This window comes from Uliginosibacterium silvisoli (genome assembly GCF_036017035.1).
GTDB classification, from domain to species: Bacteria; Pseudomonadota; Gammaproteobacteria; order Burkholderiales; family Rhodocyclaceae; genus Viridibacterium; species Viridibacterium silvisoli.
The window spans coordinates 1,312,488-1,336,200 of record NZ_JAYXHS010000001.1 but is presented as its reverse complement, the minus strand read 5'-3'; the positions used below and the strand labels follow the sequence as shown (position 1 = coordinate 1,336,200).

Annotated in this window: 17 protein-coding genes; 6 read left to right on the top strand and 11 right to left on the bottom strand. The window is 60.2% G+C overall.

Translation table 11 applies throughout. The features are described from left to right. Positions 1–70 precede the first annotated feature (70 nt). Complete coding sequence (locus VVD49_RS06160; protein ID WP_327598257.1) at positions 71–1,621, top strand: pectate lyase family protein; 1,551 nt, start codon at positions 71–73, stop codon at positions 1,619–1,621. A gap of 237 nt (positions 1,622–1,858) precedes the next feature. Here VVD49_RS06160 and VVD49_RS06155 read toward each other — a convergent pair whose 3' ends face one another. After that, positions 1,859–2,131, bottom strand: a complete 273-nt coding sequence (locus tag VVD49_RS06155) for a DUF2277 domain-containing protein (RefSeq protein ID WP_327598256.1) — start codon at positions 2,129–2,131, stop codon at positions 1,859–1,861. A 166-nt stretch (positions 2,132–2,297) separates the two neighbouring features. Continuing rightward, positions 2,298–3,857 carry a pectate lyase family protein gene (locus VVD49_RS06150; RefSeq protein WP_327598255.1) on the bottom strand — a complete coding sequence of 520 codons (1,560 nt, stop codon included), beginning with the start codon at positions 3,855–3,857 and terminating at the stop codon, positions 2,298–2,300. Positions 3,858–4,153: 296 nt separating this feature from the next. Here VVD49_RS06150 and VVD49_RS06145 point away from each other — a divergent pair, with 296 nt between their 5' ends. Next, the gene (locus VVD49_RS06145) at positions 4,154–5,407 is read left to right on the top strand and encodes an MFS transporter (RefSeq protein WP_327598254.1); all 1,254 of its coding nucleotides are present in this window, start codon (positions 4,154–4,156) and stop codon (positions 5,405–5,407) included. Between the two features lie 87 nt (positions 5,408–5,494). On the opposite strand, the gene VVD49_RS06140 is transcribed toward VVD49_RS06145, so the two are convergent. From VVD49_RS06140 to VVD49_RS06125, 4 genes are all read right to left on the bottom strand, one after another. Continuing rightward, complete coding sequence (locus tag VVD49_RS06140) at positions 5,495–6,844, bottom strand: SWIM zinc finger family protein (RefSeq protein ID WP_327598253.1); 1,350 nt, start codon at positions 6,842–6,844, stop codon at positions 5,495–5,497. Further along, positions 6,841–9,570, bottom strand: a complete 2,730-nt coding sequence (locus tag VVD49_RS06135; protein ID WP_327598252.1) for a DUF6493 family protein — start codon at positions 9,568–9,570, stop codon at positions 6,841–6,843. Before VVD49_RS06135 ends, VVD49_RS06140 begins: the two co-directional genes overlap by 4 nt. A 148-nt stretch (positions 9,571–9,718) precedes the next feature. Further along, on the bottom strand, positions 9,719–11,470 hold the full coding sequence (locus tag VVD49_RS06130) for a pectate lyase family protein (RefSeq protein ID WP_327598251.1): 1,752 nt from the start codon (positions 11,468–11,470) through the stop codon (positions 9,719–9,721). Positions 11,471–11,856: 386 nt separating this feature from the next. Then, positions 11,857–12,183: a hypothetical protein gene (locus tag VVD49_RS06125; RefSeq protein ID WP_327598250.1), complete on the bottom strand. Its 327-nt coding sequence runs from the start codon at positions 12,181–12,183 to the stop codon at positions 11,857–11,859. A gap of 380 nt (positions 12,184–12,563) precedes the next feature. Here VVD49_RS06125 and VVD49_RS06120 point away from each other — a divergent pair, with 380 nt between their 5' ends. The 3 genes from VVD49_RS06120 (at position 12,564) to VVD49_RS06110 (ending at position 15,626) form a co-directional block, all read left to right on the top strand. Beyond that, complete coding sequence (locus VVD49_RS06120; protein WP_327598249.1) at positions 12,564–13,490, top strand: sigma-70 family RNA polymerase sigma factor; 927 nt, start codon at positions 12,564–12,566, stop codon at positions 13,488–13,490. A 560-nt stretch (positions 13,491–14,050) separates the two neighbouring features. Continuing rightward, the gene (locus VVD49_RS06115) at positions 14,051–14,995 is read left to right on the top strand and encodes a phosphatidate cytidylyltransferase (RefSeq protein ID WP_327598248.1); all 945 of its coding nucleotides are present in this window, start codon (positions 14,051–14,053) and stop codon (positions 14,993–14,995) included. Between the two features lie 40 nt (positions 14,996–15,035). Beyond that, a complete protein-coding gene (locus VVD49_RS06110) occupies positions 15,036–15,626 on the top strand; it encodes a nuclear transport factor 2 family protein (protein ID WP_327598247.1) in 591 nt (196 codons plus the stop codon). 584 nt (positions 15,627–16,210) lie between these two features. Here VVD49_RS06110 and VVD49_RS06105 read toward each other — a convergent pair. The 3 genes from VVD49_RS06105 to VVD49_RS06095 form a co-directional block, all read right to left on the bottom strand. Beyond that, positions 16,211–18,073 carry an AAA family ATPase gene (locus VVD49_RS06105; protein ID WP_327598246.1) on the bottom strand — a complete coding sequence of 621 codons (1,863 nt, stop codon included), beginning with the start codon at positions 18,071–18,073 and terminating at the stop codon, positions 16,211–16,213. A 3-nt stretch (positions 18,074–18,076) separates the two neighbouring features. Then, the gene (locus tag VVD49_RS06100; RefSeq protein ID WP_327598245.1) at positions 18,077–19,714 is read right to left on the bottom strand and encodes an ATP-binding protein; all 1,638 of its coding nucleotides are present in this window, start codon (positions 19,712–19,714) and stop codon (positions 18,077–18,079) included. A 434-nt stretch (positions 19,715–20,148) separates the two neighbouring features. Continuing rightward, positions 20,149–21,153, bottom strand: coding sequence for a zinc-dependent alcohol dehydrogenase family protein (locus VVD49_RS06095; RefSeq protein ID WP_327598244.1), 1,005 nt, complete (start codon positions 21,151–21,153; stop codon positions 20,149–20,151). Between the two features lie 110 nt (positions 21,154–21,263). On the opposite strand from VVD49_RS06095, the gene VVD49_RS06090 reads away from it, so the two are divergent. Then, on the top strand, positions 21,264–22,217 hold the full coding sequence (locus VVD49_RS06090) for a LysR family transcriptional regulator (RefSeq protein WP_327598243.1): 954 nt from the start codon (positions 21,264–21,266) through the stop codon (positions 22,215–22,217). A 56-nt stretch (positions 22,218–22,273) separates the two neighbouring features. Here VVD49_RS06090 and VVD49_RS06085 read toward each other — a convergent pair whose 3' ends face one another. After that, entirely contained in the window at positions 22,274–22,951 is a 678-nt protein-coding gene (locus tag VVD49_RS06085; protein WP_327598242.1) for an HD domain-containing protein, read from the bottom strand. A 113-nt stretch (positions 22,952–23,064) separates the two neighbouring features. After that, positions 23,065–23,589, bottom strand: a complete 525-nt coding sequence (locus tag VVD49_RS06080; RefSeq protein WP_327598241.1) for a PEP-CTERM sorting domain-containing protein — start codon at positions 23,587–23,589, stop codon at positions 23,065–23,067. Between the last annotated feature and the right edge of the window lie 124 nt (positions 23,590–23,713).

Sequence of the window (23,713 nt, the reverse complement as noted above, 5' to 3'; positions counted from 1 at the left end):
CGACCCATGTGCAAACGCCCTTCATACGGGCAGCGCATGAACCAAGACCTAAAAGAACGGAGACAAGAAAATGAAATTCGCTCTGAAAGCGACGGCGGCGCTCGTCGCCATGATTGCCGGCGGCAGTGTGATGGCCGCAGGTTCCGGGGGGTTCTCGACAGCTACGGGTGGCGGCACGGCAACCCAGATCACCATCTCCAACTACGCCGACCTGCTGACGCAACTGACCGCGCTGCAGAAAGCGCAATCGACCACGCCGACGGTGATCTACTACACCGGCAACGAAGACTCGCTGATCTCCGCTGCGCAGGCCAACGTCTGCGGCCAGTACGGCAAGGCTTCGCGCACCATCGACATCAAGCGCATCTCCAACCTCACCATCCTTGGCGCCAACGGTTCGTCTGCGAACTTCGGCTTCAACATGGTCAGCTCCTCGAACATCATCATCCGCAACATGACCCTGGGCATGATGCCCGGCGGCCTGAGTTCGGACGGCATCACGGTCGACTCCTCGACCAATGTGTGGCTCGACCACAACACGCTGTTCACGCGCAACTACATGTGTCCGAACGCCCCCGGCGACGGCCATGACGGCACCTTCGACGGCCTGGTCGACATCAAGAAGACCGCCGACAACGTGACTGTGTCCTACAACTACATCCACGATCACCACAAGGTCGGTCTGGACGGTTACACGACCAGCGATGTGGCGCGTAATGTCACTTACCACCACAACTACTACGACAACGTCGGCGCACGCCTGCCGCTGCAACGCAACGGCCTGATCCACGTCTACAACAACCTCTACAGCCGCGTCGGCTACGAGGACATGAATGCAGACCCGGCAAACCCCGGCACGATTCCCAACATGGGTTCGGGCATCAATGTGCGCCAGGCCGGCAAGGCGCTGATCGTCAACAACTGGTTCGAGAACGCGGTCAACCCCGTCACCTGCCGTTATGACGCAAGCAACTGCGGCACCTGGGCGCTGCGCGGCAACAACATCACCAGCGCAGCCGACTTCAGCAAGTACAACATCACCTGGTCTGATGGCGGCACGGGTTCGATCGACGCAACCACCTGGGCCTCGACGGCGACCATCGCCGATCCTTCCTACATGAGCACGGCTACCGCACCGGTGACCGCGCAGTGCGTGAAGGACCAGCTGAAGAACTACGCAGGCGCCGGCAAGGGCTCGCTGGAACTGTCCGCTTCGAAGTGCAGCGGCAGCACTTCGTCGTCCTCCAGCTCGGTGGCAGCTTCGAGCTCCTCCAGTTCCGTCGCTTCGTCCAGCTCGTCGAGCAAGGCTTCCAGCTCGAGCTCCAGCATTGCGAGCAGCTCGTCATCCAGTGCTGCATCGAGCGCTGCCTCTTCGTCCTCCAGCAGCGCCAGCGGCGCGCCGGTCCTGAGCGGCACGGGTGACTACCCGACCGGCTTCTCCAAGTGCGCCGATCTGGCTGGCACCTGCACGGTCGCCTCCGGTGATGGCTGGGTCGCATTCGGTCGCAAGGGCAGCTGGGTCACCAAATACGTGGGCGTCGGCAACAGCGTCGCCTGCACGGTCGCCACCTTCGGCAGCGATCCCGGCGGCAACCCGAACAAGTGCTCCTACAAGCCTTGATCAGTACCAGTTTTGCACTCGTCTCCTGATTGGTGCATCGATGACCGTGCAGTGAGCTTCGTCGCCCTCGCGGGCGGCAGAACTCAAGTCAGAGTGCATACAGCCTCCCGCTCTGCACGGCATCTTGAATCCGCGTTCCCCCGCCGGGGCAACGCGGATTTTTTTATGTGCGCGCCAATCCTCTATGCCTGAAGAAACCGGCATCGCGACGCCCCCGTGGCGCACCCGGCCTCGAAACTATCTTGCTCCGAAGCGTGCTGCCGACCGCGCCTTGGCCTTCGCCGCTTCCACCTCGCGATAGCGTGGCTCGGCATTCGTCACCAGGGAATCGATCAGCTCGCGCGCAGCCGCCGCAACGCGTTCGACCGCACGCTCGAAGGCCTCCGTGTTCTGCTTCGACGGCGCCGTGAAGCCGCTCAGCTTGCGCACGAACTGCAGCGATGCATCGTGGATCTCGAGGTCCGTCGCAGGCGGATCGAAATTGAAGAGGGTCTTGATGTTGCGGCACATGCGGCGCTCCTTGAAACGACGTCGACGTAAGACACGGGATTCGACCGGCAGCGTACGCCATGCTTGCGCGCAGTAAGCCGGGGCCACAAACAAAAACCGCGCCCATGGGCGCGGTTTCCGGTTCAGCCATCGCAAGCCTCAGGGGCTTGCGACTTCGAGGACTACATCAGTTCTGGAAGGAGCACTTGTTCGGGTTGCCACCTGGATCGCTGCCGAACGCGGCAACGGTACAAGCGATGCTCTTGCCCACACCAACGTTCTTGGTGACCCACTTGCCCTTGCGGCCGAATGCAACCCAGCCGGTACCCTTCGAGACAGAGCAGCTGTCGCCGAGGTCGGCGCACTTGCTGAAGCCATCAGGATAGTCACCCGTACCGGTCAGCACTGGACCGCTGGACGCAGATGAGCTGCTGCTCGAAGACTTGCTGGACGAGGAGCTGGAAGACACGGAGGAGCTGCTGGACGACTTGCTCGACGAAGAGCTCGAAGGTGCCGAAGAGCTGCTCGATGACTTGCTGGAGGACGAGCTCGAGGAAGGAGCCGAGGAGCTGCTCGACGAGGACGACGTGCTACCGCAAGCTGCGGCCGTCAGCGTCGCGCCGTTCTTGCCCACACCGGCGTACTGCGCCAGCTTGTCCTTCACACACTGTGCCGACACGGCTTCGTACGTGTAGGTCAGGGTCTTCGGGAACACGGCCGTGGTGGTCCAGTTGTCGGCATTGGCGCCGCCGCCCGAATCCGTCCAGGTGATGCCGTAGGTGGCGTTGCTGGCTGCACTGGTGGTGTTGTTGTTACGCAGGTCCCACTTGCCGCAGTTGGTCACGTCGTAACGGCAGGTCACCGGGTTGTACGAATTCTGGAACCAGTTCTTCTCGATCAACGAGTAGCCACCGGTACGCACGTTGATGCCCGACTCGGTGATCTTGTCGTAGGTGTTGTTGTAGATGTGGGTCCAGCCACCGCGTTGCAGCGGCAGACGGCCATTCACGTTGTAGTACACGTTGTGGTGGAACGTGATCTCGCGGCCACCGGCGATGTCGCTGGCGGAGGAGCCATCCAGGCCGACCTTCTTGCTGTCGTGGATGTAGTTGTACGACACGGTGATGTTGTGCGAGTCCTTCTTGATGTCGATGGCCGACTCGAAGGTCAGGTCGCCATCAGGCGAGCCATTGCACTCGTTGTTCACTGCGAACAGTTCGTTGTGGTCGATCCAGACGTTGGACGAGCTGTCGATACGCAGCATGTCAGCGTCGTTGCTGGCGCCGCCCAGTGCACCGATCTTCATGTTCTTGATGACGACGTTGCTCGAGCCGCTCTTGATCGTGATGCCGAAGTTGGCCGAGGAACCGTTGGCACCCTGGATGGTGATGCCCTTCGTGAATTCCTTGATTTCCACTTCGCGGAAGGTGTCGCTCCAGTGAGGTGCCGGGCAGTTGCCGGAAGCATCCTTGGTGGAGTCCTTGACGATCTTGGCGATCAACGCATCTTCATTACCCGTGTAGGTAATGATCACGGGATAGGCTCCGCCTGTTACTTTCTTGCCTGCGGAGTCGAGGCGGGCTGCAGCGATGGCATCGATGATGCCTTGCATGCTGCTCACCGTGACGGACTTGGAACCGGTCTGGTTGCCGCCGTCAGCGGTCGAGAAACCACCCGTGTTGGCGGCGAACGCGCCGCTGCTGACCATGGCTACCGCGAAAGCGGCCGCTTTCATCTGAAAATTCATTACTGTCTCCTGGATCTTTTTTTGACACCACTCGACAGCTGAATCGAATGGCCCTACCCACGCTCTTTAGTGCGGGAGGCAGATTAATCCACGGAAAGCATGGTCGGATCAAGCCGCAAAGCATCAAATATTCAATGATTTAGCGCATTTTCTGAATTTGTAATTTGGCGTTTTAGCGAATGAGATCGGTATCACTAAAGTATTAGTATCAAACACACCTGAAACAACAAAATCAACAACGCAATCTTTACGTTTTCTAACAGATCCGGAACAGCAGACTCACCGACCAAAGCACCATGCCCGACGACAAAACAGCCCCGGCAACACCTCGCACCTCCTTCGCCGCCCTGCGCCAACCGGGCTTCCGCGCCTTCCTCGCCACCTACTTCCTGGCGATGATGGCCGACAATATCGAACACGTGATCAGCTACTGGATGGCTTACCAGAAGTTCCATTCAGCAGCCCTCGGCGGCTTCGCCGTGGTCTCGCACTGGCTGCCCTTCCTGGTCTTCTCCGTACCTGCCGGCGCGCTGGCCGACCGCTTCGATCCACGCCGCCTGAACCAGATCGGCATGCTGCTGTTCATGACCGCATCATTGGGCTGGGGTTACTTCTTCGTCACCGACACGCTGCAGATGTGGCAAGCAATGGTCTTGCTGGTCATCCATGGCTGCGCCGGCGTCTTCTGGCAGACCTCCAGCCAGATCCTCATCCATGACATCGTCACGCGCGACGTGCTGCCCAGTGCAGTGCGCCTCAACGCCACCGCACGTACGCTCGGCGTGCTCGTCGGCCCCGCCGTCGGCGGCGCCATCATGCTCACGCTCGGGCCGAAGTACGGCATCTTCCTCAACGCCTGCTTCTACCTGCCCGTCATCCTGTGGATGTGGAAGGCGCCGTACGGTCCGAAATTCCGCAAAGGAGCGCCCGCACCACAACGTGCCGTACGCGGCTGGGCCGACATCCGGCAAACCCTGCGCGACATCGCCGATCGCCCGCTGCTGCTCTCCATGATCCTGCTCGCCGGCGCAGCCTCCTTCTTCATCGGCAACAGCTACCAGGCGCAGATGCCCAATTTCGCGCAAGACCTCGGCCGGGGCGATCCCGGCGTCGCCTACAGCGCGCTGCTCGCGGCTGACGCCGCTGGCGCCCTCACCGCCGGCTTCCTGCTCGAACGCTGGAACCTGCTCAAGCCCAGCCCGCGCAGCGCCGTGCTGCTCGCCATGGGCTGGTGCCTCTCGCTCGGCGGCTTCGCCATGGTGCACATCTACCCGCTCGCGCTGTTCCTGCTGTTCTGCGCCGGCATCTGCGAACTCTCCTACAACAGCATGACGCAGACCATCGTGCAGCTGAATGCACCTGCAGAGATCCGCGGCCGTGTCATCGGCGTGTTCAATATGTGCGCGATGGGCATGCGCACCTTCAGCGGCATCACGGTCGGTCTCGTCGGCACCATCGCCGGCGTGCATTGGTCGCTGGGCTTGTCCGCATTGGTAATGCTTTGCGTGCTTCTGCTGCTGCGGCGGAGACTGACTGTCACACACGCATGATGGCAAGAGCGGAACGCAAAGTCGTTCCGCCAGCCATATGTGATCCGCATGCCCTTTGTTGGCGCAACAAGTCTGCCTTAAGAGTCGCTAACTCATGTAAAGCTGAGCTGCAAGAATGTGCTTGCACGGTCCGCGACTGCCTTGGTATTTCGACCAGAAGTAGCAAGTGCAGCGTTCACTACCCGGAGTGGGATTCACCCAGTGGAAATGCTGCTCGCTATGAACCCGGAGCCTGTCACCATCTGGCTTCACTGCATCCAAAGCTATCAGCTCTCTGGCCGCCGCCAGACGCGGATAGTTCTTTTCCAGCCGTGACTCACTGAATGGCAACAGGCGGTGGAAATAGCTCTGCTCTTGCAAATCGAATCCCACCTGGCCTGCACTGGCAAGTACCTGCAGACCTTGATGGATACGCGTTTCCGGAACATCCATTTCTCGAGCAAGGCCAGGCTGATCGATATGCGCCTCCCATGCCAGCAATTCGCCAATGGTCAACGCATCCTCGGCCTGCGCCTTACCCAGGACTTGAAGCATTGCGCCCTCACCGGAGAAGCCGCGATAGGGCTCCGGCGAGAGCATCAGTGTGAGCCGTGCACCTGGCAGCAAGAATTCCCACGCGCTGATCGCAGCACGCGTCTCTGCAGACACTGACGGTCCGTAGATATTCACGGATTGCACCAGATGCTGCAGTCGCTTCAACGCAGAGAGCCGTGCAGTGCCACTCAGCGCAATCGCACCGACCTGCGCACGACTCGTCTGGCGCAAGCTGGCGCCAGACGGCACCAGCCACATGCTCTGACCCGCACCGCTGCCACCCGACATGCTCAGCGCATTGACGAAGCGACGCCAGGCCATCGCATCGAGTCTGGCTCGTGGCTGCAGCATGGTGGCCAGTGACTGGGTTTCGGCCAGAGCACGCACCCAGCGCTCCGGCAATTTCACCTTACGCTCGGTGGCGACGCCATGTGGTGTTTCAAACTCTATGTGCTCGGGCCCGACGCTCAGATGCAGACGATCCTGTGCGCGAACCGATGCCAGCGCGAGCGCCAGCGGTGCGTTGATATCGATGTTGGTCGTGCCGAAGCCCAGACTGGCTTCGTCAAAGCTGTCACTAAGCAGATCTAGCCGCGCATACACGCCATTACATGCGGAGAAGGCCTCACAACGCAGCCGATCACCCTGTGCCGTAACCACGGGGTCTAGTGAGGCAAAACCACCCGGAATGGGATTGAAATAGCGCGTCGAGGCAATCTCGACCAGGCTACGCAAACCGGCAGCAGCGACGTCCGGGCGACTCATCGCGCCGCTGAAGAACACAGGATTGGCGATCAACCCGGCCGGGGTCATGCCCGCCGCGGTTTCAAGCACGAGTCGTCCGCCCTCGGTGGTGCTCGTGAGACGCGACTCCTGCAGATAGTGGTCCAGTACTTCACTCATGGCTGCCCCCCTGACAACAGCTCATGTAGTCGGCGCGCCTCGAGCAGCAGCTTGCTGCTGCCTTTGCGCGCCGCGGTCCCGGCCAGCGTCGGGATCACTTCGCGGAGTCCCTGGCCGGATGCCACCTGCGTAGCCAGCGCGAGCAATTCCGGCGTACCGGGTGGCGGTGTCGTCTGATCGAGCGAGGCAATCAACGCAGCACGCAACACGGGCCACACGATGCTGGCTGCACCGGCTTCCACCACGGGTTGCAGGGACTTGGCGAGACGGCCTGCTTTCAGGCTACGACACGCGATACCGGCGCTTACAAGCTGCACCGCGAGTTCGCTGTCGTAGCGAGTCTGCGCAATTAGCTCCAGCAAACCATCGCTGCCGGCAAGACGTGCAGCCGGGTCGTTGCCGGACAGGCTGTAGAGGATAGCCAGATGCATCGCCGGACCAGCCGGACCACGGGCCGCCAGAAATATCGGCAGCGCCTTCGCATACGCTTTGCCGCCTTCGGTATCGAGATCGTGGCAGGCGTTGCGAAATCCGCGAAGCCCGAGAGCGGCAAGGATCTCTCCGTCATTAGGAAGGATGCTGGCAAGAAGGCCTTCGGCCAGATCGAACTCCCAGACGCGGGGTGATGCGTCGGGTGCAAAACCCGCCGCCCACTGATCGGGAATGTCAGGGATATGGGATATCCGAGGCATCACCATGCCGCTCAGGCTCACGCCGATTTCTGCAGGGTCTGTATTCACAACTTGCCAGCAGGTCGTCATCTGCCCCATCCCGCCGGCGTCGAAAAACTCTGCGGCAATTTCCGCTTGCTCCGAGCGGATCGCGCGCAGCACTTGCCGTTCAGTTTCCGTCGGCATCTGCGTGCGCAACAGTGCCACGAACAAGTCCATGGGCTCGGCCGCAAGTCCTTGCCGTGCAAGATGATCCAGACGCCGGATCAGCTCGGCGGCTTCGATGGAACCGTTGCTGAAATCCGGCCTAGAGATATATGCGTAAACGCCGCCGCGCTTGATGGCGCCTGCAATTTCCTCGCGACGCAGGCGTGCAATATCTGCAATCTGCGTCGTCCCGGAGGTAATCCAGGAATAAGCCTGCCAACCCGGGCTCTCCTTGCCATAGGCCGCACTCTGCAGGGCGAACAACAAGCCAAGCGGGTAGTCCCCCGCAAGATGCTGCAGACCCAGCTTGAGCGCATGGCGATCCATCTGCGCCAGCGTCAGGGCCACCGCAATCGTCTGCTCGCAGACATTGACCGTTGCGTCGTGAGCCATTTGCGCCGTGAGCTCACGCAGGGTTGCCGCATCGGCAGCGGGGACGGTGAAACGCACTACAGGGCGTGATTCGACAAGCGCTCGTGCGCCCGGCGACGAGCTCGTCCGAGCTTGTGAATCCGCTTGGGCCTTCGCATCAATACCAAGCCCTTCGGCAAGCTGTTTGCAGACACCCGTTTCCAGGCCAGCCTGATAGCGCGTGAACTCTTCGCGCAAGCGGCCTTGCTCATCGGCTGCGAGCTTTGGCCAGTGCTTGAGGATAAGCTGCGCCGCCTTCTTCTGGAATGGATAGTCCTCGGCAGACAGCGCCGCGAAGATGCCTCCAAGCGTCATACCGATCTGATCCGTGCAGGCCGTGGCACGCCGGGCTGACCACTCCAGCTGCCTGTCGCGCAAACCCTTCTCCTTGCGCGCAAACACCATCTCGCAGGCATTGACGAAGAAGTCTCCGGCGAGCGGGCGCGCTTCATCGAGACGACACAACAAGGTCAGCGCCGCATCTGCCGCGCTGCCATGGGCGCTGGCCAGCAACCCGAGCAAGGTATTGCGCTGAGCCTCGATCTGTTCAATGGCTGGATCAGCGGCAAGCAACACACGCGCTTGCAGTCGTTGCACCTTGACCGAATCTCCGCGGGTCAGTGCCGCGATCGCCTTGTCAGCCAACGGTACGCGATCGAGCAACCCGCGGCTCATCAGACCGACGAGCACGGCTTCGGTTGCCTCGTTGTCCTCCGTAGAGGCGTACTTTCCGAAAAGCGCATCCAGACTGTCCGCATGCGCCAGCAGCTCGCTGATCAGGATATTCCACGCGGGTTTCAGGCTGGCAGCCTCAAGCGGTGAGACGGCTGTCTGCTCTCCGACAACAACGGCAGGTTCCGCAGACGTATCCAGCGCAAAGCAGGCCACAAGTCGCTCATAATGGCCCTTCGAATCGTTGTGGGACCGAGGCATGATCCGGAAGAGATCACCGGCCCAGAGTTCGTAGAACTCCGCCTCCTGCGGCAGAGGCAGATCGAAATGCAGGGTCAGGGCCACGGCCAGATCGATATCCACCTGACCTGCGCGCTTGGCAGTAGTCGCCTGACTCACGTAGTCGGCGACCCACTCCTTCCCTTTCGCGGCAAGCGCCTCGAGATGGATGCCGCGTGCCGCGGTGTCGACTGGATACATCTCACGCCAGCCCCTGAGCCGCTGAGGTGAAGGAATCACCAAGGCGTCCTTGGCATTGCGTGCCACGACCGTGTTGGCGATCACGACCTTCATCCAGCGAGCATTCAGCACCGGATCGGACTTGAAGGAGAGTCTCTCGCGCCACTCCTTCCAGTAAGCAAGGAGCAATTTGCCGATCTGGCGCTTTTCCTTTTCACTCCATGTATTCGCCGTACTCAATATTTCAGCGTAGGAGCCTGTCTCGATCAGGGTCTCAACTGTCTGCATCGGGTCGCGAGCTTTCATGAAATCGTGCGTTTGGCAGGTGAGCAAGGATAGCTGAAACGCTGTGAAGCTCGTGCCCAGATACGCACCGGATCTCCCGCGAACAGCACGCCCAAAAAAATACCGCCCACCGAAGTGGGCGGTATCTGTTCAGCACTTGCCGCGTTGCTTACTGGCAGGCCGCGCCGCTTGAGTTGGCGACGGTGATGTAGTCCACGTCAGCGAACTCGGCCGAAGCGCCTGCTTCCAGACGGATGCGATTCACGCCGGCCTTCAGCGCCACGGTGAAGCTCTTCGTCGTCCACGTCCCCTTTGCGGTCTTGGAGAATAGTGAAGAGCTGTTCTGCACCACCACACCGTTCACGAGGATCTTGCCCGAGGTCGTCGCGCCGGAACCGCCGTTGGTGTAGCGGAAGGTCACCGTGCGGTTGGCCGCAGTAGCCGTGGTTACCGACCATTCCACACCTGCACCGGCACTGTTGGAGAGGTTCGCGTAGCCCGCACCGGTGTAGCCAGCGGTGCTCGTCGAGATCGAACCATCGATCGTGCAGAAGCCCAGCGTGTTCTCCTGGATCTGGCCGCTTGGCGTTGGTGTTGGTGTTGGTGTTGGTGTTGGTGTTGGTGTTGGTGTTGGTGTTGGTGTTGGTGTTGGTGTTGGTGTTGGTGTTGGTGTTGGTGTTGGTGTTGGTGTCGGTGTCGGTGTCGGTGTCGGTGTCGGTGTCGGTGTTGGCGTTGGCGTTGGCGTTGGCGTTGGCGACGGGATAGGTCCGCACTGGGTAGGCGTCAACACACCGCCGTTCTTGCTCACACCCGCGAAGTAAGACAGATAGTTCTTCACGCACAACGGTGTCACCGGCTCGTACGTGTAAGGCAGTGTCTTGGTGAACACGCCAGTGGTCGTCCAGGTATCGGCGTTGATGCCGCCGCTGCCCGGATCATCCCAGGTGATGCCGTATGTGGCGTTGTCCGCCGCGCTGGTGGTGTTGTTGCCGCGCAGATCCCACTTGCCGCAGTTGACCGTGTCGAAGCGGCAGGTCACCGGGTTCAGCGAGTTCTGGAACCAGTTCTTCTCGATCAGGGCACTGCCACCGGTACGCACGTTGATACCCGAGCCGGTGATCTTGTCGTAGAAGTTGTTGTACGCATGCACCCAGCCACCCCGTTGCAGCGGCAGGCGGCCGCCAACGTTGTAGTAGTAGTTGTGGTGGAAGGTCAGTTCGCGGCCATTGGCGATATCGCTGGCAGAGGAACCATCCAGGCCGACCTTCTTGCTGTCGTGGATGTAGTTGTACGACACCGTGATGTTGTGCGAGTCCTTCTTGATGTCCAGCGCTGCCTCGAAGGTCAGGTCGCCATCGGGTGAGCCATTGCACTCGTTGTTCACCGCGAACAGCTCGTTGTGATCGATCCACACATTCGACGAGGTGTCGATGCGGATCATGTCGGCGTCACTGCTTGCGCCGCCGAGTGCACCGATCTTCATGTTGCGGATGATGACGTTGCTCGACTTGGTGATAGGAATACCGAAGTTGGCCGACGAGCCATTGGCACCGATGATGGTGATGCCCTTCGTGAACTCCTTGATCTCGACAGAGCGGTAGGCGTCACCCCAACGACCCTTCGGGCAATTGCCGTTGGCATCGACGGTCGAGTCCTTGATGACCTGCGCGATCAGCGCATCTTCATTGCCCGTGTAGGTGATGATGACGGGATACGCCCCACCGGTCACCTTGTTGCCGCTGGCATCGAGTCGCGCCGCAGCGATGGCATCGATGATGCCCTGCATGGAGTTGACCGTTACGGATTTGGCGCCGGATACGTTGCCGCCATCGGTGGTCGCGAAGCCACCTGTGTTCGCCGCGGATACGCCGCCGCAGATCGTCGCGGTCGCAAGCGCGATCGCCGTCATTCTGAATTTCATCACTGTCTCCTGGGTGCTGTTGGGTGAGTCATTTGAGTACTACATCCACTGACACGCCCGCATTCTTCCGACGCGGGAGCAGGAGTTATCCCCGCAACTTGTCAGGCCCGCAAGTTGCACAGCACAAATCATTTTCAGCGACGAATGGCGGGCGTTCGGGCACGTTTTTTGAACCCCCGTGTGACCGCACAACAATGACATTTGATTTGTTTTAAACAACGAAAACAACAAAATCGCAAGTCGATGAACGTGCGCGCACCGGGATGATCTTCGTGTGGTGCGCAGGCGCCATTCAGGCACCCGCCTTCCGGCCAGTTTCCCCGACAGCCACGGCAGCCCCATGCGTGCAAGGGCAGCTCCCGACCTTCAGGAGCCACCCACGTCTTCTAAGCCACCTCCGCCTGGGTGATGCCATCGAACAGCCCGAGCGACAGCATCTCCACCCGCACTGGCGGCGCGAGGACACGATCCTTGATGCCATCGCGATAACGCTGGAACGCCGGCACCCGCATCAAGGGGTTCTCCACGCCCTCCGGCGACACCGACACATGCACGAAGCTCACCCCATCCGACAGGCGCGACACGCTATAGCTCAGGCCCGCCGGCCGCTCGCGCTCGAGATCCGCCAACACCTCGCGAATCAGCGCCTCGTTCTCTGCCACGCACTCCGGCTTCAGCGTATAGCTCACCATCACACTTCTCATCTTGCTCATGTCCTTGCTCCTTCAACAGTCCAGGGAAGGCGGCAGCGCCGCCACAGGCAACGGCCTGTACCTGCAAAGACGAATCGCGCGACGAGAACGATGCAGGAATATTTCTGCGACAGGGCGCATCCTTTGCAACGCGCCGGACGTCTACCCTGAAGCAACACCCACGCCCCCAGCATGAGCGGGCCATGCCTGCGACACGACATGCCCAACGGGACCGAGCCCTGCAAGGTCTCCGTCATTCCCGCGAAGGCGGGAATCCAGCGGCGTTCGATAAGTCACTGGATTCCCGCTTTCGCGGGAATGACGAGATTGGGGAGTCTTCCCAAGCAAGTAAGCAACATTGCCGGAATCAAGAACAAGCAACCGAACGCGACACCCAGACCATGGAAAACCACCCCTACGCCAGTGACATCCCCGACCCCGACTTCCCGCAACTCATGATCCAGCTGCGCGCCCGGCTCCATCGCTACTGCGCGCGCATGACCGGCTCCGTGCTCGACGGCGAAGACATCGTGCAGGAGACCCTCATCAAGGCCAACGAAAGCTACAACGCACTCACCGTGCAGCACGTCGAAGGCTGGCTGTTCCGCATCGCGCACAACACCGCCATGGACTTCCTGAGGAAGCGCGCACGCGAGCGCGACCTGTTCGACGAAAACCACAGCGCGGGCGATGACGCCGCCGGCCTCGCCATGGATCGCACCGTGGAGCTGGCAGCGGACCCGCATGCCCATGCCGACAGTCGCGTCGTAGCCGCCACCGCCCTGCGCACCTTCATGCGCCTCGCGCCTGGCCAACGCAGCGCCGTCATTCTCACCGACGTGCTCGGCTACGAAGCCGAAGAAACCGCGCAGGTCATGGAAAGCACCGTCCCCGCCATCAAGGCCGCCCTGCACCGCGGCCGCGCGCGCCTGCGCGAACTTGCTGCCCAAGCGGAAGACGCCATGCCCGCACCCGCCCTTTCGCAACGCGACCAGGCCCTGCTCGTTGCCTTCGCGGATCGCTTTAACAATCGGGACTGGAACGGCCTGCGCGACCTGTGCGCAGACAGCGTGCGCCTCGACCTGGTTGCCCGCCGCAAGGCCTTCGACATGACGGGCGGCGAATATTTCACCAACTACGCGCAGAAGACCGAGGGCCTGCGCCTGTCCCTCATCGAAGTGGACGGCAGGCCTGCGCTATGGATGGACACCACCGCCGACGAAGGCGCAGTCGCTCCGGGCTACCTGGTGCTTGTGGAATTCGACGACGCAGCGCGGGTAGTGGCGATCAGGGATTTTCGCTGGGCGCGGTATGTAGCGGAAACGTAAGCGCGAATGCTCGCCCCTGCCGGCAAGCGGACTTCTCCGCTCGCTGCAACCGCAGCCCGTGACGGCAACGCCGTTCTCTTGATCGTTTCGAATCACCAGACCTCGTCATCCCAGCGAAAGCCGGGATCCAGCTCCACGCGTAGTTACTGGATCCCGGCCTTCGCCGGGATGACGAATCCGCTTTGAAAACGCCTTGAGTGAGCGGCATTCAGCCAGTGACGGCGACTGTCGTTCGGCCGCACCCGCCAGTCCGTGCATGAAGAGCTGACGCCCACGCCCGACGCCATGCGACCCGATGACCCCGGTTACCGTGGCAGCTCTCCGAGCAGCAAGCCACCACGCTCTCGAAGCGCGATCAGCCAGAGCCTCAGTGGCACAATGACTCCCTCGCCGTGCGTTGCACACTGGAATGACAAGAGCGCCTTGATTCCTGCCTGATTGTTATGCACATTGTGTTGCGGCCAAGCCTTGGCAATTGAACAGGCAAGAGTGCAAGGCCACCTCTCTCGAACGTACACCGACGAGCATGCAAGCACAGGCTCCACCCGGCGATTGAAACCATGAATCCTCAAGAAGCGCTTGTCTCTGTTTTTGCTGGCGTCACAGGATTACTGCTGATGGCGAGTGCGGTCGGCGCCGTCCTGAAAGCGCGCCTTGCCCCCGGCACCGTCGACACGACCATCATCAACCTGAATACCCGCATCAAGGCATGGTGGGTCATGATCGGCGCGCTGGCGCTGGCTTTCTGGATCGGCCCTCTGGGCATCGCCGCCCTTTTCGCCTTCATCTCGCTGCAGTGCCTGCGCGAATTCATTTCCCTGACCACTACCCGACAAGGCGACCAGCGCGCCCTGGCCTGGAGCTTTTTCTTTTTTCTGCCGCTGCAGTATTTCCTGATCGCGACCAATCGGTATGGCCTGTTCTCGATCCTGATCCCGGTCTATGCCTTCCTTCTACTCCCCATCGCCGCCGTTACCAGCGCCGACGTCACCCGCTATCTGGACCGGGCCGCCAGGATGCAGTGGGGGCTGATGATTTGCGTGTATTGCATTTCCTATGTCCCGGCGCTGATGACGCTGGACATCCCCGGCTATTCCGGTCGCAACGCACTGCTGGTTGCTTTCCTGGTGCTCACCGTCCAGTCCAGCGATGTTTTCCAGTACATCTGGGGCCGGCTGTTCGGCAAGCGCAAGATCGCGCCCCACATCTCACCGTCGAAAACCGTCGAAGGGCTGGTGGGCGGCGTGCTGACCTCCACCGCGCTGGGCACGGCCGTATGGTGGATCACCCCGTTCACATTCTGGCAGGCCGCTCTGGTGGCTTTGACCATCAACATCATGGGGTTCTACGGCGGCCTGGTCCTCTCGGCCATCAAGCGGGACAAGGGCGTCAAGGATTGGGGGAAGATGATCGGCGGGCATGGCGGCATGCTGGACCGGGTCGACTCCATCAGCTTCTCCGCCCCCGTTTTCTTTCATATCGTTCGCTACTGGTGGGTCCCCTGACCCCCCCTATCCCCACCCTGCCTTCCACCAAGGAGCCTCCATGCGTCATGCCATCCTCATACTACTGTCCATGCTTTGCCTGTGGAACGCCTCGGCAATTGCCCAGGACGACCATGCTGCCGACCGGCAGGCGCTCATAGGCATCCTGCATGACGTCGAGAAAGGCATCAATGACAGCAATATCGATCTGATGGCCAGGCACTTTGACGACAAAGCCGTGATCACCTGGCTCAATGCCGAAACCTCACGGGGCCCTCAAGGCGTCAAGGACTATTTTGCACGCATGGTCGGAGACGCCCCGGGTGCCGTCCTGAGCAAATACGCGACCCATCCGAAAATCAGCGGGCCGGCAACGTTTTACGGCGACGTGGCAGTGGCCAGCGGCACCATGGAAGACGAATTCACCCCACACAAGCGCTCGGTATTCAAGTTCGACTCCCGGTGGACTGCCACTTTGAATAAAACCGGAGGCGAATGGAAAATCGTGGCTCTTCATCTGTCCACGAACAGCTTCAACAACGCCCTGACGGACGAGCTTCGGCAACTCTCCATTTATACCGGGGCAGGCGGCGCGGCAGTGGGACTACTGCTGGCTATTGCGTGGTTCTGGTGGCGGCGCCGCAAGCAGTAGCCCGAATGCAGACACCTTCGTGAAACGGCCATCCTTGCAGCGCCACGCCTGCTCACAAACAACGCCACTGGATTCCCGCCAGGCGTAGCCGGTTCATCCTGAGCCTGGCGAAGGGCGGACATGACGATCGGTGGTCGGTGCTTCCCGTACGCCGTTCGTGTCGAGCCCTTCGACAAGCTCAGCGCGAACGGCGTGCGGGTCTATCACCTTGCAAGTGACTTCGCACCGGGCCTCTGACCCACCTCCAACCTTCAACACCACTTTCCCGAACGGGCCGCGCACGAGATGTTCGAATGCCGCGTGCGCCTCGACCTCGTCGCCCGCCGCAAAACCTTCGACATGCTCGAAGGCGAGTACTTCACCAACTAAGCGAAGAAGACATAGGGCCTGCGCCTCAGCGTGATCGAAGTCGAAGGCGGGCCGGCTCTATGGATGGACACCACCGCAGACGAAGGCGCGGACGCGCTGAGGTACGTGGTATTTGTGGAGTGCGATGATGCCGAGAGGATTGTGGGGATTCGGGATTTCAGGTTTGCGCGGTATGTGGCAGAGGTCGTCCAACCTCACATCACCAAAATGTCAGTTCAGCCCGGATCAGAGCGCAACCATTGAACAATCTCTCTTGCTTTGCGAACCGACTCCCCCTCAAATACCTGCTCATTCAGTCCAAGTTCTTTGACCCTCTCTGCAATTCTGTTTTTTCGCTGATTCATTAGAGTTTCTACCCGCCCCCGTTGCTCTTGTGAAAGAGGAGTTCCATCCGACAAACGCGCCGCATTTGCCACAACAAGATCAAAAGCATCGTCTTTTCCTATCGCGTATGGTTCATATTCGATATCTATTTTCTTCGGCTTAAGAAAATATTTCGGCCGTAGCTCTTCTAAGACATTCAAGAAAACTTCTGGCTTCACATCATTCTCAATTTCGCGTCCGCAAGATGTCTGAACGAGGGCGTGCTGGGGCAAGGATTTTGCTGCCATGACAAGTCGGTCAACGAGGGTGCGCTCATCCTCGTCTGCATTTCTGTCGCGATCACATATGACAATTGCACGATGAGCAACCTTTAACACTTGGACCAGCCTTTCCTCACCGTCTATCTCGTCATCGCCAAAATCCATGTGAGACGAAGAGGCTCCGCCGTAGGTTACAAAAGCGAAATCACGCCCAGCTACCAGCGCATCGTCAACTTGCCTGATTAGTGCCGTCCAATAGTGGATGTCCGACGGCCCCTCCACCCAAAGGACCACTCGGGCCAGAAACAATTGAGATGGTCGAATACCCAGATCAGCAAGAAGCGCCAATTTGGAACTCGTGGTTTCAATCGGCTCAAGCGCCGTACCGTGGTGCGCCGCTCTGGTTGCTCGAAAGGTGCGCCAGTCAGAAGCTACGGCATCGATCAAAGCCGTGGAGTGTGTCGTGACAAGCAACTGATGATTTGGCAAATGTTCGGTAATGATTTTCGCAAGCTCCACTACTGCCCCAGGATGAAGGTGCGACTCTGGTTCATCAATCACGACGAAAAACCGTCTGTCTGAATACAAGCGTAGATATGCCAGTACGATGAGGATTTCGGAGACTCCGGCCCCAAGATCAGCGAGGGGGCAACGTAAAACATCGCGGCCGCGCTTTACTTCAAGCCAGAAATTTTCCGTGTTTATTTCTATACGTAGATAATCCTCACCTAGCAGCAAAGTAAACCACGTCTCCAAATCAGCTTTGCATCTCGTCCAGAACAGCTGATTGTTTCGGTCGTTCTGCTTATCCTGCAATGCACTGATGATGTCTCCACCGTCAGTAGTACCTCGAATCGGCGCAGCGGACTTTCTGCCGGGATCCCTGAGTGGGCGAATCTCGATAATTGACAGAGCAAGACAACGGCACACTGCAAGTCCCAACCCGCGATGGGGGTGAATGAAGGTAACCTGCTCAGAGTAGGCTCCATTTGGCAACATGAGTTTGTAGGTGCTGCCCGTTCGAATCATGATGGGTAGCCCTGTGTCAGTCATCGGGGTTACAGATAAAACACCTGTATCCCCCCCACTCGTCATAGTGATAGACACTCGAATGGATTTGCCGTTGAACAAGGAGCTTGGCAAAGGTGAGGGACAACCTAGGGCGGCTACATCAAGCAGTATTTCTGCTTTGATTTCTCCCGCCTTACGCAGCCAATGGTCAACCTCCTGAGGGAAGAAAGAGATATGCAGCGGGTGGAACCACCCACCATCCGCACGAAGTGCGTTGCTGTTGCTACTTGAGGAGCTCCAAGGATCTGCCTTCTCATAGTCTTGGAGTATTTCCCGCAGACGAACCAAGAACCGTCCAAGGTTAGATTTTCCGACGTTGTTAGCGCCGATCACGAGGTTAACGCGACCAAGTTCGCCAATATGCGCTTCATGCTCAGGTGAGTACGAGCGCCAACCTGAAAGCCGAATTCCTGTAATTAACATGGCTTATTTCCGGCTCTGATCCAGCCAACGCTCGACCACTCCGGCAATCGTATATTCTGCTGGAGGCCCATCGGTCCACGCCTTGTGGAAGCTCACATCGGAGCTTCCCGGTTTGGGGGAGGGCATATCGAACAAGACACGTCCTGGCAGCGTCACACCGTCACCGGATACCACTGCTTCCCCATCCCTAAGAGAACTTAGCAGCCCAGCCTGATTGCCCAACGTATCGGGTAGCAATCGCAAGACGCGGGCTTGATCAATATCCGAGGTCAGTCTTAGAGCTACAAATGTTCCGCATTGAGAAAGAATCGTTGGTGAGACATTGGCAGGTCGCTGAGAAACCACGACTAGACTAAGACCGTACTTCCGGCCCTCCTTGGCAATACGCTCAATTGCTTCAACCGCAATGGCATACTTTGCGTCGGACTCAGCAGGTATATATGCATGAGCTTCCTCAAGAACTAGTGCGACGGGTAGGTTCTCTGCACTGCTATCCCAGTATCTGTAGTCAAAGAACAATCGGCATAAGATTCCAATAGCCGTCGCTCGAACTTCGGCCGGCAGTCCAGAAAGGTCTAGGACAGTCGCATGCACGTCTGACTCGCCAAGCCCAAATACTTTCTCGAAAAAGATCGTCATGGATTGACGTGAATTGCCTGCTTCAAAGAGAAAAGAAAAACGAGGGTCGCGTCTGCGCGACTTCATCTTTTCGACAACTTTTAGTAACGGCTCTCTTTCAGCCTTCGCAGTGATTCCCTCCAACTGTGCTTCCAATCTGGAGATCAGCTCGTCCCATTCGAAGCAGATGGGGGTATCGACGCTAATCTTCTCAGCCTCCAGCTTCGTGCTTACGCCTAGAAACTCTTGTCGAAGGGCCAGCAAGTGGGTTGACAGGAACACTTTCTGATTACTTCCCAATACCCCACCAGTAAAAACATCAACAAACTCGTCGAACGTAAGCAACCAGAACGGAAGATGAAAATCCGACCATCCGATGCAGGATGATCGATCGGAAAACTCTCCTTGAAATGCCGGGCCATACTCGTTGTGAATATCGAATATTACGAGCCGCGGCCGCGCATAGCTTTTGAGGATCGCCTGAGCGAGAGAAGCAACGGTATAGCTTTTCCCCGATCCAGTTGTTCCCAAGACAGCTGCATGGCGTCCAAAGAACTTGTTCAAGTCAAATCGCGCGACCCCTTTGCCCGTACCGACTCTTGTTCCTAGCGGAAACAACCGATTTTTTGACTCCTCGTTAAGAGCAGAATCCAAGAGCGCGTCAAATGCTTCCCCAGTGATGAAGTACGCGGCTGATCCTACTGGGGGAAGATGATCCACTCCACGACGAAAACCTTGAGTTATTGTGCCGACAACAACTAGCTCTACCTTTTTAACGTCGGTAAGAACTCGGTGCCCCTTGCTTTGCGGATCAATGCGCTCCACTAACTCTTGCCATGCCCGCGTCACAACACACAAGACATCGCCATGCCCTCCACCGCAATTCACAAATGACCCTACGGTTATGTGAACCTCTTCCCCTCCCTCAAGAGACACTCTGAGTTGTGTCGCTTCAAGCGTAATTGCCGCGCCGTCAACAGACACAACTTGTCCAATATTCAGTTTTTCATTTCGGATTGACATTCTTCCCCCGACAAGAGATGTGAATTGACTTCACTATCAATCTGTAGAGGGTACACGTCCGTGAGAAGCAACTCAAACGTCATTCTGTGTGAGTTAAACATGTCAACTCACCAAGGTCGGTGTAAGGATTTGAGCTGGACAGCAAATAGTATGCGCGGTGGGTTGCGCTGCGCTTCGAACCCACCCTACGCCGCGCCATGGGGGAAGGCGCGGGCGTCGGCTCGTATCAGCAGAGCCCCGGAGTCGGCTTTGCCTCGTCCGGGCTACGCGTCACCCATTCGTCGTATTGCCCATGGATGTAGCCCGGACGAGCGCAGCGACTCCGGGGTCTGTTGTGCCGCTGGAGTCTCGATTCTTGTTGCGCATTCCCGGCGTACAGAAACGAAACAAAGCCGCCTCCCGGCGGCTGGCGGAACCGCCAGAGGCGTTCCTCCCTACACCCTCACCACCACTTTGCCGAACGGCCCGCGCGCGAGGTGCTCGAGCGCGGCGGGTGCGTCTTCGAATGCGTATTCGCCGGCGATCACGGGTTGCAGCTTGTTGGCTTGCGCGGCGCGCGTGAAGGTTTCGAGTTGCGCGCGGCTGCCGACGCCAATGCCCTGGATGTGGCCGTGGGTGCGGACTAAGTCGGGGAAGGCTGCCGTGAGTTCGATGCCTTCGAGCACACCGATGACGGCGATGCGGCCGCCCTGCGCGAGCGTCTTGAGCGAGCGGCCGAGGTTGGCGCCGCCGACGGTTTCGAGCACGTGGTCGACGCCTTGCCCGTCGGTGAGGCGCAGCACCTCGGCCTGCCAGTCACCATCACGTGCGATGACATGCGCAGCGCCGAGCGCCAGTGTCTTGTCGCGCTTGTCTGCTGAACCCGATATGACGATGACCTTCGCGCCGTGCAGGCGGGCGAGCTGCAAGCCGAAGAGGGCGACGCCGCCTGTGCCGTGAATGAGCACGGTCTGGCCGGCGTGCAGCGCGCCTTCCTCGACAAGCGCGGTCCAGGCTGTGAGGCCGGCGCAGGGCAGCGTGGCGGCTTGCGCGGCGGTGTAGCCGGCCGGCGCGGCGGCGAGCCAGTCCTCATGCAACACGACGTGGCTGGCGAGTACGCCGGGGCCGGGGCCGCCGAGCGGGTTGGCGGTAGCGGGCATGCGGCCGTCGAGCCAGCCGGCGAAGAAGGTGCTGATGACTTTCTCATCACCACGCCAGCGTGTGACGCCTTCGCCGGTGGCGATCACCGTGCCGGCGAGATCGGATGCGGGGGTGTAGGGCAGCGGTGGGGTCCAGCCGTAGTGGTTCTCTACCAGCAGGTGGTCGCGGTAGTTGAGGGCGACGGCTTCGACGCGCACGAGGACTTCGCGCGCGCCGGGTGTGGGGATCGGGCGCTCGACGAGTTGCAGGTTGCTACGGCCGAAGCGTGGCAGTTGCCAGATGCGGGCGGTGCTGTTCATGGCGTGTTCCTTCGATGTGGTGGAGGGTGATTCGAGTCTATTGACGCCAGGCACTCTCCAGTGGATCAATTGAGTCCCATCACTGCATCCCACCAGGAACCAATACAGCCATGAGCGAACGACTGAACGGCATCGAGGCTTTCGTGACCGCCGTGGAGGCGGGCAATTTCGCGCTGGCGGCGGAGCGTTTGCGGCTGACACGCTCGGCGGTGGCGAAGAGCGTGGCGCGGCTGGAAACACGGCTCGGTACGCGCCTCTTCCACCGCACGACACGCACGCAGCGCCTCACGGAAGACGGCCAGGCCTACTACGAGCGCTGCCGCCGTGCGCTGGACGAGCTGGACGCGGCCGACGCCACCATCGATGCCGGGCGACAGACGCCAGCAGGGCGCTTGCGCCTTACATTGCCGACCCTGGTCGGCAATGTGCTGATCGCGCCGCTCTTGTTGGAACTGGGCGGGCTGCACCCGCAACTGACATTCGAGATATCGGCCACCGACCGGCGTGTCGACCTGATCGAGGAAGGCTGGGATCTCGCGGTGCGCTCCGGCACGCTGGCCGACAGTACGGTGCTCGCCGCTCGCCCGCTCGGCCACCAATGGATCGGCGCATTCGCCTCACCCGCCTACCTCGACCAGCACGGCCGCCCTGAGAGCATCGACATGCTGTGCGCGCAGATGGCCGCACACCGCTTCATCAGCTATGCCGGTGATGGCGGCACACATGGCTGGCGCTTCCACGACGCGAACAGACAGGTACGCGACGTCGATATGCCTGAGACATTCTCCAGCAACAACATCGAGCTGAACATGCAGGCCGCCATCGCCGGTCTCGGCATCGCACGCCTGCCGGAATGGCTCGCCGCGTCAGCGCTCGCGCGTGGAGAACTGGTGCGCGTGTTCGATGAGGCGATGCCCTACGGCTTCCCCCTGCACGCGCTATGGCCGAAAGCGCGTGCGATGCCGTTCAGGTTGCGGGTGCTGATCGATGAGCTGGCAGCGAGGATTCCGCCGCTGCTGGCGCCGCCGCAGTTGGCAGCAGACGCGGCAGCGCGCTCGAACTGACCGCGGCGCTGCCAGGGCGCAAGCGCAAGGCCTGGCACCAGAGAAGCAACAGCCCCCTAGCCGCGTAGCAATGCGATCTGCTCGCGCTGCATATTGTCGCAAGCGATGATGTCCCGCTCCAGGTAGTAGTCGGTGCGGAACAGGCGTGATTGCGCCAGGAAGCGTTCGAGCACGCGCAGACGGCCTGCGCGGTAGTCGGCGTCGCTGACCCAGTCGAATTCCTTTCTCACGCCTTCGGCATACGCGTCATAGACCGAAGGGCGCGCGCCGAGGATGGAGAGGTCGAGATCGAGGAACAGCGCGGCGTCGGGTTCCTCATCGAGCACACGTGCGACAGCCGTGTGGTCCGCAGTGGCCAGGATGAGCCGCTCAACACTCGCGACCTGCTCCGCAGCCCAGCCGGCTTCGCGCAGCTGCGTGCCCGCCAGTTCGGCGGAGCGCGCCTCGTTGTCCTGCCGGCGCGTGTCGTAGATGGCGTCGTGGAACCAGATGGCGGCCTCGACCACATCGCGGTCATGCACAGGCACAAGTGTCACGCGCAGCTCCTTCAGCAGGGCGTCGATGTGTCCTTGCGTGTGGTAGTGACGGTGCGGCTCGGCGTAGCGTGTGCGGAGTGCGGCGATGAGGTCGGCGGGGAGCATGGCGTTCTTTCTGTGGGATGTGCCATGGCGATGCTGGCGTTTGGCGCGCGCATCGTACAGGTATTCGTCGGGCGGCAGTCGCCGGGGTTCCACCGTCAGCTCGTGGCCACCACTCTCCGGGCAAACAGGGCGTAGCAAGCGGGGAACGCATGGTGCCCATGAAAAACGGGAGCCTGAGCTCCCGTTGATCCGTTATGCCGTCCGGCTTATTGCAGCCTGCGGCGGCGCGCGATCAGCAGGCCGCCGAGGCCCAGGAACGCCAGCGCCAGGCTGCCGGGCTCGGGAATCCTGTTGCCATCCCCCTCGCCGCCTTCGACGATGGTGATCGAGAAAGGAATGCTGCTGGAGTTGTTGCAGATGCCGCCCCCCACGGCACACTCCCCGGCCGAAATCATCGACAACCCGCCTCGCAAGTAAGTGTCGTAGAGACCGAGCGTGTCGGTGGGCAAAATCGTGAATGTGAACACAAAGGCTCCCGGCGTGAACGTTGTGGATGGCGAGGAGTCATCCAGCCCCTCGCCACCCGCCGTGTACGGGATATCGATGCCCAAACTGATGAATTCGAAACCGGGCGTCAGTGTGTAGCTGCCGGAAAAGCTGGCGGAGGCGCTGCCACTCAAGGGGCGAATCACGGTGAGATTGGCGTCATCCAGCGTCAGCACGATCGCATTGGCCGAGCCGGCGCCAAGGGCCAGGAGGGCGGCCAGTGTGGAGAGAAGTTTCTTGAGCATGTTCTTACCCCGGAAAGCATTGCAGATTCCGGAACGTAAGCACGGATCGCACCACGCCAATCAGGAAGCCATGCTCGGTGTGCCGCACCGGAATGAGCAAGGCGGAGCCGGTGCGTAATCGTAA